The sequence below is a fragment of the Sphingomonas bacterium genome (assembly GCF_903644135.1).
Taxonomy (GTDB): domain Bacteria; phylum Pseudomonadota; class Alphaproteobacteria; order Sphingomonadales; family Sphingomonadaceae; genus Sphingomonas.
This window is the reverse complement of the sequence record NZ_CAHJXA010000074.1, coordinates 1-10,034: the sequence shown is the minus strand read 5'-3', so window position 1 is coordinate 10,034 and position 10,034 is coordinate 1. Positions and strand designations below refer to the sequence as shown.

Here is a 10,034-nt window from a genome sequence, read left to right as displayed (position 1 = left end):
GAAAATACCCAGGCCGCTGGCTAAACCATCGAAATGAGGGGTCCCTGTTGGACGCCGATCACCCCGCCAAGGGGGTCGGCTCCGCGATATTGCGCTGGCGAAAGCCAATGCTGGAATTGAGCAGCTACGTTCGGCCGCATTTCGCGATATCAACGACCTGTATGCAATCGAAGGTGAATGCGCCTCGGCGTACTTTGCCGCGTGGAATGGACTGCCGATCGCCTGGACCGGTACAGCTCGCAAGCCGGTGCCCGAACGGTGGCAATCCTATGGCGGGCGAAGTTCCCTCGCCACCGGGGTCAAGCCGGAGAACCGCAACGCCTCCCACCCCGTCAATGCCTTGTTGAATTATGCCTACGCCGTGAAGCTGGCGCACGTTCAAATCGACGCCGTGGCAAACGGCTATGACCCTATGCTCGGGATCATGCACAATGGCCGGAAAGGCAGCCCCGGTTGGGCGCTCGACATGATCGAGCCGCATCGGCCGGTTGTGGACGGCGTCATCCTGAAACTCATTCGGGAACAGCGGTTCGCGTCGGCTGATTTCGTCATTCGGCGGGATGGGGTTTGCCGGCTTTCGCCTCAGCTTGCCCGTGCCGTGGCGAAGCTGGTTTCGAGTAGTGGAACAGACATTACGACAACCAGTTTGCCTGGTAGAAAGCCGGTCCGCCGAAGGCAGACGTTGCTGCCTATATGCTAGAAGCGGTTACAAGACTCGCGGCCTCCGCGCGGCGGCTTGGGACGAATGTGTTTCCAATGGATTCCGAAGGCTTGCCCCGGGGTTGGATGGAATTCCAGGCTAAAGCCGACCAATTGTACCGCGAGCCTCAGCTAAGCGTTTGATCGCAACGTCAACTCCTGGAGTCCATCTGATCAATACCTTCGGAAAACAGGCTGTCAAGAATTTCGTTCTTAGCCTTCTGTTCCCTATCTAAACCCTGTTCTACTTTGAGGATTTGTTCAAACTCATGATTGGCTAACTTTGTAAGAAAGCTCTTTTCGAGCGCGTTATCAGGTATTTGTGACAGCGGGATGTCCACTACTTCTATTCCGCTGATTTGTCTCGTTCCCTTGTGAGTATCGTACAAAGAACTCCAATTCTCCTTTGCCCATTTCTCAATTTCCTGAAAAGAGAACTGCGAAGCAAACTGGATTTGGGGGTAAAAGCGCATCATTGTTTGAATGTATCTCTGGTAATCACCAGGCGTTATTCCTTCCCAGTCAACTTGATCACCTGACTTCATTAGCGAGATCCTACTGAATCTAGCGAATACAGGTTGATTTGGTTTTCTTCAAAGCCGACATCATTTAAGTATTCTTGAGTATTATTGGCAACCCAAGTCGGCTCTATTTGAGAAGCCGCCATGTCAAAAAGCATCGGTAAGACATTATCCCAATATCTACTCGATATTTTCGCTATAAAATTGTCTCTTATATTGCCAGCGCAATTCGCTAGGAACAGCGCTGTAAAGTACTCTTGGAATGAACGATGCACAAAGAAGTATGACGCACCTTCCTTCATCACGAGGCAGACAGCTTCTTCCACATCAAAAAGGAAGTCGGCAGGCTTGACGTCTTGGTGTTCATACCGAATGGCATCTTTAACCGAAGACATTATCTCACCAAAAGAGAACTCGGTCTTCTCTTGCACATAAGTCTTTAAGCAGAAAACCGAAAATACCTTCTCAAACTCGTCTACCATTAGACCGGACTTTCGAGAACGGTCGTACTGCTCTTTTAGAGCATCATGTTTGTGGAAAAGGGTCTTGAAGGCCTCTCCGTAAAATAGGTGCATCTTGTCAGGAATATTAGCGTTTTGCTCAAATGTGAGAAGCATTAGTATTGCCAGAAGAGGCGTAGACATGAAGCTCTTGTGGCTGTCATAAAGACCATTGTTGACTTTTTGAATGAACCGCTTTCTAACGCCTCTCTCGTACTCTAGCTTATTTATAAGGTCTACAACTTGGTCTTTTGCCATCGGCGCAACCTTGATAATCGAGAAGTTTCTCCAAGACTTAAATCGATCATCAGGCCTACCTGATATTATAATCGAACACAGCGGGTAATCTCTGGCAATCTGCAAAACCTCACTTTCTATGACAGCTCTCAAGTCATGGTTGAGTTCGTCGAAGCCGTCTAAAATTAGAACAAACGCCCCACCAGATAGACCTTGCTTAAATGACTCCACCTGTACGTCGCTTATCCTCTTGTAGGACGAGTGTAGAAAGCTTATGATTGAAGGAGCGCTCACTCTGTTTAAGTTACGAAGTTCCAAAAAAATAGGAATCTTGCCCATTGGATTCTCAAACAGCGCTAGGGCAAAGTATCGCATCACCATACTTTTACCAAATCCAGCCGTGGCGGACACCACGAACCGCGACGGTCTTGTTAAGCGCTGAATGATAGCTGTCTGGTTTACAGTTGGCTTGTCACGGCTGACTTGAAACCTAGTCTCTACAAAGTGGTCTAATAGCGAGACCGGTTTTGTAGGATCAGCGAATGTCTTAAACGTCGATACCCGGTCGTGTGTCTCTTGAAGAAAAGGAGCATAGCTTTGCAGGGATGCTAAGGCCCTGATCACTAGGCCCTTGGCCGGTCCTCGCAGGACGCGCTCAGCCCGCTCGTTCGCGGACTTGAATAGCGCGGAAGTGGCCGCCGTGGCCCCTGCCTTCGTAACGGCATCCGCAGCGACGGCTAAAATAGCGGCTTCTGTGACCGGCATTGTTCTCTCCCCATGCCGGTCTAATTTGCGGTAAATTGTCAATCCATCAAGCAAAAGGTGCCCACCCAAAAATCGGGTCCGGTCTACCGCCCCTGATTTGGCAGTGTCGGTGTGGCAGTACGGATCGCGGCCGTGGATCGCCACGGATCGAGCGGAGCGCCATGAGCATTGCGAGCGACTAGTGCTAAAGTCCGTCTCAATCAGCAGCTGTGGTCACAATTGCAATTTCCACCCGCTATCACTATACCCCCCGGGTCAAGCCCGGGGTGACGAAAAGGCTCACTTCCCCAGATATTTCCCGAACCACGCCAGCGCGCGCTTGCGCACATCGGCGTTCTGGTCCGGCCGCGGCACACAATGGCCGGCGTCGGGATAGATCACCAGGCTGGTGTCGACGCCTTCGGCCTTCAGCGCGTGCCACCATTCGATCGACTGGGTCGGCGGTACCTCGATGTCGCGCTCGCCGACATAGATGAAGGTCGGGGTCTTTGCCGACTTGACGTGATAGACCGCCGAGGCATCCTCGTAGATCTTGTAATCGTCGTAGGTGGTCTTGCCGTAGAAGGGGATCAGCCACTGGTCGATGCCGTTGGTGCCGTAGTAACTGACCATGTTCGACAGCCCCGCCCCGGCGACGATCGCCTTGAAGCGGTTGGTCTGGGTGTTGGCCCACATCGCCATGAAGCCGCCATAGGAGCATCCGGTCATGCCCAGCCGGTTGTTGTCGACGGGCGCGATCTTCTCGACCGCATCGACGCCCGCGAGGATGTCGCGCAGGTCGCCGCCGCCGAAGTCGCGCTTGTTGGCGGCGGTGAACGCCTCCCCCTGGCCGTAGCTGCCGCGTGGGTTGGGCGAGAACAGGTAATAGCCGGCGTCGAGATACTCGGTCGCGGGCCCCGGCTGTATGAAGCGCGGCGAGGTCGCCGCCGACGGGCCGCCATGGACCTGGACGATCATCGGTGCCTTCTTCGCCGGGTCGGCCCCGAGCGGCGACAACAGCCAGCCCTGGACGTTGTAGCCGTCGCTCTTCCACGTCACGCTGCGCGCCGCCACCGCGGCGGGTATGGCGTCGTTGTCGTGGGTGATCTGCACCGGTGCCAGCGCGGTGCCCGCATAGATGGCCGGCGCGTGGGTGAAGTCCTCCACCGCCATCGCGACCTTGGCACCGTCCGCCGAGAAGGACGCGCGGCCGTCGCCGGCCGAGACGCTGACCGGCTGGCTGTAGCCGGTAACGAGCGGCTTGCCCCCCCTGACATCTGGCGTGATTGCGACGATCTCCGCCTTGTCGTTGTGAAGCGCCACCGCGCGCAGGCCGCCCCTGGTCCAGGCGAGCGACTGGAAGGTCATCGGCGCGTTCCGGGTGACGTCGGTCGGCGTGCCGCCGGCCAGCGGCACCGTCCACACGTCGCCGCCGATCGAGCCGAAGTCGCTCATCAGGCCACCGATATAGGCGACCGACTTGCCGTCCGGGGACACCCGCGGGAAGTTGAGCTGGGTGGCGGGCTTGGCGATGTTGCGCACGCCGCCGGTCGCCGGATCGACATAGTCAAGCGTCGCCACCCACCAGTTGTTGTCGCCATTGCCGAGCGCGCTGGTGACGACGAAGCCGGCCCCGTCGGGCGTCCAGTCATATTCGTAGATGTAGCGATCGGAGGGCGAGACCGGCTTGACCTGGTCGGGCGTCACCGCTTCGCCCTTGACCGCGAAGATCGCCAGCCGCTGTTCGTCGCTGGTCTCGCCGATCTCGCCGATCTGGCGCGCGCCGGCCTGGGTGGCGCCGGTCTCCTTGGTCGGGTTGAGCACCACCAGCGCCGCGATCCGGTCGCCGCCCGGCGAGAAGCGCAGCGACTGAACCAGCCCCTTGACCCGCGCGATCACCCGCTGCTTGCCGCCGTCCTCGACGACGATCGCGGTCGGGCCCTTGGCGTCGCTGGTATCGGGCGACAGCCAGGCGAGCTGGCCGCTGGGTGAATAAGTGAGCCCGGTCGCGGCGCTGCCGGCCGCGGCCGGCGTGATCGTGCGAAGAACATGCCCGTCGGCGACCGAGCGGATGACGATGGGTCCCGCCGCCCTGCCGCCGGCTCCCTCGATCGCGGCGATCTGGTCGCCGCGCGGGCTGATCAGCAGCCGGCCATAGCCATGCACGCGCGAGCGAGGCGGGGCGGCCGCCGCTGCGGAACCCTGCGACGGCAGCTTGACCAGCACAGGCGCGGGTGTGGTCGACTGGACGGCAAGGGCGAGGGCAAGCGCAAAGGCGGACATGCAGGTCTCCGAACGGGGGAGCGCCGATGGTAGCAGCGTCGCGGCAAGCTGCAACCGGCGGCGCACCGGCATATCGGAGGAACCGCATCTCCCATGCGCGCGTATGATCAACGTGCGAGCGGTGCCGCTCGACAGGAAACGCCATGCCAGACCATCCCCGCGCCACCGCCAGCCTTGCCGGACAGCCGCTGCGGCCGCTGCTGGAGGCGTTCCCCGCCGTGTGCTTCACCGGGGCGCTGGTGAACGACATCGCCTATGCCGACACCGCCGACATGCAGTGGGCGAACTTCTCGGTCTGGCTGCTGACCGCCGGATTGGTGATGGGCGGGCTGACGGTGCTGGCGGCGCTGATAGACTTCTTCGGCGACGCGCGGCTCCGGACGATCCCTGCGACGGTGCTGCACGGCATAGGCCTCGTCACGGCGATGGTGGTCGCGCTGGTCAATGCCTTTGTTCACAGCCGCGACGGCTGGACGTCGGTGGTGCCGACCGGGCTGGTCCTGTCGATCGTCACCGTGCTGCTGATGGCGCTGACGGGATGGGCCGGGCGATCGCTCATCTATCGTCACCGGCTGGGAGTCGCCTGATGCGCGCGCTCCTGCTCGCCGCCGCCGCCGGCCTTGTGCTGACCGCCTGTTCGGGCAAGACCGACTTCGACCGCTCGACGCAGCTGGGGTCGAGCCCGGTGCTGCCGGCGATCCAGCAATATCTGTTGCCGCCGATGCACATCGCCGCGGTGTCGACCTGGCAGAAGGGCGAGACGCCGACCGTCCCCGCCGGCCTGAAGATCACCGCGCTCGCCACCGGCCTCGTCCACCCGCGCCAGCTCTACGTGCTGCCCAATGGCGACGTGCTGACGGTCGAGTCGAGCGGCCCGGGCGAGCCGATCCACCGCCCCAAGGAAATCATCATGGGGCTGGTCCAGGGCCATGCCGGGGCCGGCGCGAAGGGCGCGCAGCGCATCACCCTGCTCCGCGACACGAACGGCGACGGCGTTCCCGATCTGCGCACGGTGCTGCTAGACCATCTCCACTCGCCGTTCGGGGTCGTGCTGGTCGGTAGCGACCTCTACGTCGCCAACACCGACGCGCTGCTCCGCTTCCCCTACCAGACCGGGCAGACGCAGATCACCGCGCCGGGGGTCAAGCTGACCGACCTGCCCGGCGGTCCGATCGACCATCACTGGACCAAGAGCCTGACCGCCAGCCCCGACGGCAGCAAACTATATGTCGGCGTCGGCTCCAACAGCAACATCACCGAGAACGGCATGGAAGCCGAGAAGGAACGCGCCGCCGTCTGGGAGATCGACCGCGCGTCAGGCGCGCACCGGCTGTACGCGACCGGCATCCGCAACCCGACCGGCGTCGCCTTTGAGCCGGTGTCGCACCAGCTCTGGGCGGTCGCCAACGAGCGCGACGAACTGGGGCCCGACCTCGTTCCCGACTACCTCACCAGCGTCAAGGATGGTGCCTTCTATGGCTGGCCCTACAGCTATTACGGCCAGCATCTCGACCCGCGCGTTCAGCCGCAGCGGCCCGACCTGGTGGCGAAGGCGATCCCGCCCGACGTCGCGCTCAGCTCGCATGTCGCGGCGCTGAGCCTCGCCTTCTACACGAGCGGTGCGCTCGGCACGCGCTTCGCGGGCGGCGGCGTGTTCGTCGGCGAGCATGGCAGCTGGGACCGCAACCCGTTCAACGGCTACAAGGTGGTCTGGGTGCCGTTTGCAGGCGGCCGGCCGACCGCCAAGCCGCAGGACGTGGTGACCGGCTTCATCGGCAGCGACGGCAAGGCGCATGGCCGCCCGGTCGGCGTGGCGATCGCGCGTGACGGCGCGCTGCTGATTGCCGACGACCTGGGCAACACGGTGTGGCGGGTAACGGCGAAGTAACGTCAGCCCCGCAGCCGCTCATGGTGGCGGATCACCTCGTCGATGATGAAGCGCAGGAACTTCTCGCTGAATTCCGGGTCGAGCTCGGCCTCGGTCGCAAGGCGGCGCAGTCGTTCGATCTGGCGCTCCTCGCGGCCCGGATCGGCGGGGGGCAGGCCTGCGATCGCTTTGTGCCGGCCGACCGCCTGCGTCACCTTGAACCGCTCGGCAAGCAGGTGGATTAGCGCTGCGTCGATATTGTCGATGCTCTTGCGATAACCCTGCAGCACCCCGGTCTCGTCCGCATCGCTCATCGGCCCTCTCCTCAACCTGTCCCATGCGGGCTGGCACCGGTCGCGGCAAGACCCGGCCTGGGGTTGCCATGGCCGGCTCGCGAAGCCATCTGCACTGCAGCATGACCGCCACCGTCCACCGCCTGCCCGATCGTCCCGCCGCTGCTCAGCCTTCGCTCGATCCCATGGTGACGCTGGTGGCGGGGGACATGAACGCGGTCAACGCGGTGATCCTGGGCCGAATGCAGTCGGACATCCCGCTGATCCCCGAACTCGCCGGCCACCTGATCGCGGGCGGGGGCAAGCGGATGCGGCCGATGCTGACCCTCGCGAGCGCGCGGGCGATCGGCTATACCGGCACGCGCCATCACCGCCTCGCCGCCGCGGTCGAATTCATTCACACCGCGACCCTGCTCCACGACGATGTCGTCGATGGCTCCGACCTGCGGCGCGGGCGGCGTACTGCCAACCTGATCTGGGGCAATGCGGCGAGCGTGCTGGTCGGCGACTTCCTGTTCAGCCGCAGCTTCGAGCTGATGGTCGAGGACGGCAGCCTCAAGGTGCTCAAGATTCTGTCGGGGGCGAGCGCGATCATCGCCGAGGGCGAGGTCAACCAGCTGACCGCGGCGCGGCGCATCGACCTGCCCGAGGAGCGCTACCTGGCGATCATCGACGCCAAGACCGCCGCCTTGTTCGCCGCCGCCTGCCGCATCGCCGCGGTCGTCGCCGAGCGGCCCGAGCGCGAGGAGGTGGCGCTCGACGCCTATGGCCGCAACCTCGGCATCGCCTTCCAGCTGGTCGACGACGCGATCGACTATGTCTCCGACGCCGGCACGATGGGCAAGGACGCGGGCGACGATTTCCGCGAGGGCAAGATGACGCTGCCGGTGATCCTGGCGCACGCGCGCGGCTCGGCGGAGGACCGGCGCTTCTGGAAGGACGCGGTCGAGGGCCGGCGCGCAAGCGACGCAGACTTCGCGCACGCCGCGACGCTGATCCGCCAGACCCGCGCCATCGACGACACCCTGGCCCGCGCCCGCCACTATGGCCAGCGCGCGATCGACGCGCTGGGGCCGTTCGGTGCGTCCAAGGCGAAGGAAGCGATGGTCGAGGCGGTGGAGTTTGCGGTCAGCCGGGCGTATTGAGCCGGGCTTACTGACGGCCACGACCGTCAGGCTGCGAGCGAAGCAAGCAAGCCCGGCTCGGCCAGCGGGCGGCGCAGCCAAACCGTCCGACGTCACGATCACGGCTTAGCCGTGATCGCCACCACACTCGTGATTGATCCGCCCCGTCTCCACCTGCAACGTCGCCACGCCGATCCCGAACCGATCGTGCAGCATCGCGCGAGCGTCCGCCAGGAACGGATCGCCGGCCGCTCCGGCAGAGATCACCAGATGCGCGGTCAGCACCGGCTCGGTGGTCGACATCGGCCAGATATGGAGGTCGTGAATGCGCGCGACCCCTGGCAGCGCCAGCAGCGCCGCCTCGACCGCGTCATAGTCGATGCCGCGCGGCACCGCCGCCAGCGCCATCTCCACCGTCTCGCGCAACAGGCCCCAGGTCTGCGCGAAGATCACCGCGGCGATGGCGAGGCTGACCACCGGGTCGATCCACGCCAGCCCCGTCGCCCAGATGACGATGCCGGCCAGCACCACCGCCGCCGACACCACCGCGTCACCCGCCATGTGCAGGAACGCCGCCCGGACGTTGACGTCGCCCTTGCGGCCGCTGGCGAACAGCCAGGCGGTGACGCCATTGACGCCGATGCCGAAGGCGGCGACCAGCGACACGGTCAGCCCCGGCACCGCCGGCGGCGCGGTGATCCGCTGCGCCGCCGCCAGCACGATCGCGCCCAGCGCGACCAGCAGCACCAGCGCGTTGAACAGCGCCGCCAGGATCGTCGAATGCTTCAGGCCGTAGGTGAAGCGTTTGCTGGGAGCCGTCCGCGCCAGCGCCGCGCCGCCCCAGGCGACCGCCAGCGTCAGCACGTCCGACAGGTTGTGCCCCGCGTCCGCCAGCAGCGCGACCGATCCCGTCGTCAGCCCGGCCCCGCCCTCACCCAGCACGTACAGGACGTTGAGCGCGATGCCGATCGCAAAGGCGCGGTCGAAGCTGGCGGGCAAATGGGCGTGAGCATGGGCCAAGGTAGACCCGGCCGCGTCGCCATGATGCCCGCCATGCTGATGATGATGCCCGCTCGCCACGTTCCGGTCCTTCCTCGCGCACGCCGCTAGCACCCTCGCGGCGTGTGATACTAGGACCTGAAGCTAGAGCGCGGCTGGATCGATCGTCGGCATCACTTCTTCGCGAACAGCCCCGACAACATGCCGCCAAGCCCTCCAAGGCCACCCTCCTGAGCACCAGCCAGCCCGGACAGCTGCCCCAACGCCCCCTCGCCGCCGAGATGGCCGAGGATCTCGTGGAGCTTGTCCTCGGGGACGCCGGTCTGGTCGGACGCGGTCGCGACCGTGTCGGTCGGCTGGGTATGCGCCTGGACGAGGCCGGTGATCGCCGCCTCGACCTGGTCGGGCGACATCCCGACCTTTGCCGCCAGACCGGCGACGGTGGGGTTCTGGTTGATCTGGCCAAGCAGGCCGTCGAGCAGGCTCATGGGATATCTCCGTGGTGCGACACCGGATCGCGGCAGCGGCTTAGCAAGCCGGCCGCAACCGCGATAGGAGGGAGTGATGACGCTGCCGATCGCCGCCGTGCTGCCCGACCTGCTCGCCGTGTTGCGCGCGGGGAGCAACGCGGTGCTGGTCGCGCCGCCGGGGGCTGGCAAGACGACGGCGGTTGCGCCGGCGCTGCTCGGCGAGGCTTGGATGACGAACGGCGAGGTGTTGCTGCTCAGCCCGCGCCGGCTTGCCGCCCGCGCCGCCGCCGAGCGGAT

Annotated in this window: 11 protein-coding genes; 5 read left to right on the top strand and 6 right to left on the bottom strand. The window is 63.9% G+C overall.

Annotation, left to right across the window (positions count from 1 at the left end; all coding sequences use genetic code 11):
- Positions 1-88 precede the first annotated feature (88 nt).
- Positions 89-700, top strand: coding sequence for a CRISPR-associated endonuclease Cas1 (gene cas1, locus HUU96_RS05940; RefSeq protein ID WP_174291926.1), 612 nt, complete (start codon positions 89-91; stop codon positions 698-700).
- 151 nt (positions 701-851) lie between these two features.
- Here cas1 and HUU96_RS05935 read toward each other — a convergent pair whose 3' ends face one another.
- The 3 genes from HUU96_RS05935 to HUU96_RS05925 form a co-directional block, all read right to left on the bottom strand.
- On the bottom strand, positions 852-1,244 hold the full coding sequence (locus tag HUU96_RS05935) for a hypothetical protein (protein ID WP_174291924.1): 393 nt from the start codon (positions 1,242-1,244) through the stop codon (positions 852-854).
- Complete coding sequence (locus tag HUU96_RS05930) at positions 1,244-2,866, bottom strand: NACHT domain-containing protein (RefSeq protein WP_174291923.1); 1,623 nt, start codon at positions 2,864-2,866, stop codon at positions 1,244-1,246. Before HUU96_RS05930 ends, HUU96_RS05935 begins: the two co-directional genes overlap by 1 nt.
- Positions 2,867-3,001: 135 nt before the next feature.
- Positions 3,002-5,050, bottom strand: coding sequence for an alpha/beta hydrolase family protein (locus tag HUU96_RS05925; protein ID WP_254605039.1), 2,049 nt, complete (start codon positions 5,048-5,050; stop codon positions 3,002-3,004).
- 77 nt (positions 5,051-5,127) lie between these two features.
- Between HUU96_RS05925 and HUU96_RS05920 the strand changes: the two genes are divergently transcribed.
- Entirely contained in the window at positions 5,128-5,571 is a 444-nt protein-coding gene (locus HUU96_RS05920) for a DUF2231 domain-containing protein (protein WP_174291922.1), read from the top strand.
- A complete protein-coding gene (locus HUU96_RS05915) occupies positions 5,571-6,872 on the top strand; it encodes a PQQ-dependent sugar dehydrogenase (RefSeq protein WP_174291921.1) in 1,302 nt (433 codons plus the stop codon). Before HUU96_RS05920 ends, HUU96_RS05915 begins: the two co-directional genes overlap by 1 nt.
- Positions 6,873-6,874: 2 nt before the next feature.
- Here HUU96_RS05915 and HUU96_RS05910 read toward each other — a convergent pair whose 3' ends face one another.
- Complete coding sequence (locus tag HUU96_RS05910) at positions 6,875-7,165, bottom strand: chorismate mutase (protein WP_174291920.1); 291 nt, start codon at positions 7,163-7,165, stop codon at positions 6,875-6,877.
- Between the two features lie 101 nt (positions 7,166-7,266).
- Between HUU96_RS05910 and HUU96_RS05905 the strand changes: the two genes are divergently transcribed.
- A complete protein-coding gene (locus tag HUU96_RS05905; RefSeq protein WP_174291919.1) occupies positions 7,267-8,289 on the top strand; it encodes a polyprenyl synthetase family protein in 1,023 nt (340 codons plus the stop codon).
- A gap of 105 nt (positions 8,290-8,394) precedes the next feature.
- Here the strand turns inward: HUU96_RS05905 and HUU96_RS05900 are convergent, their stop codons facing one another.
- Complete coding sequence (locus HUU96_RS05900; protein ID WP_174291918.1) at positions 8,395-9,348, bottom strand: cation diffusion facilitator family transporter; 954 nt, start codon at positions 9,346-9,348, stop codon at positions 8,395-8,397.
- A 92-nt stretch (positions 9,349-9,440) separates the two neighbouring features.
- The gene (locus HUU96_RS05895; protein WP_174291917.1) at positions 9,441-9,755 is read right to left on the bottom strand and encodes a hypothetical protein; all 315 of its coding nucleotides are present in this window, start codon (positions 9,753-9,755) and stop codon (positions 9,441-9,443) included.
- 73 nt (positions 9,756-9,828) lie between these two features.
- On the opposite strand from HUU96_RS05895, the gene HUU96_RS05890 reads away from it, so the two are divergent.
- Positions 9,829-10,034: hypothetical protein (locus HUU96_RS05890; protein WP_438827060.1), on the top strand; the 206-nt coding region annotated here is incomplete at its 3' end.

Coding starts and splice junctions, on each gene's coding strand:
- HUU96_RS05910 (WP_174291920.1), bottom strand. CDS start 7,165: ATGAGCGATGCGGACGAGACCGGGGTGCTGCAGGGTTATCGCAAGAGC.
- HUU96_RS05905 (WP_174291919.1), top strand. CDS start 7,267: ATGACCGCCACCGTCCACCGCCTGCCCGATCGTCCCGCCGCTGCTCAG.
- HUU96_RS05895 (WP_174291917.1), bottom strand. CDS start 9,755: ATGAGCCTGCTCGACGGCCTGCTTGGCCAGATCAACCAGAACCCCACC.
- HUU96_RS05935 (WP_174291924.1), bottom strand. CDS start 1,244: ATGAAGTCAGGTGATCAAGTTGACTGGGAAGGAATAACGCCTGGTGAT.
- HUU96_RS05920 (WP_174291922.1), top strand. CDS start 5,128: ATGCCAGACCATCCCCGCGCCACCGCCAGCCTTGCCGGACAGCCGCTG.
- HUU96_RS05915 (WP_174291921.1), top strand. CDS start 5,571: ATGCGCGCGCTCCTGCTCGCCGCCGCCGCCGGCCTTGTGCTGACCGCC.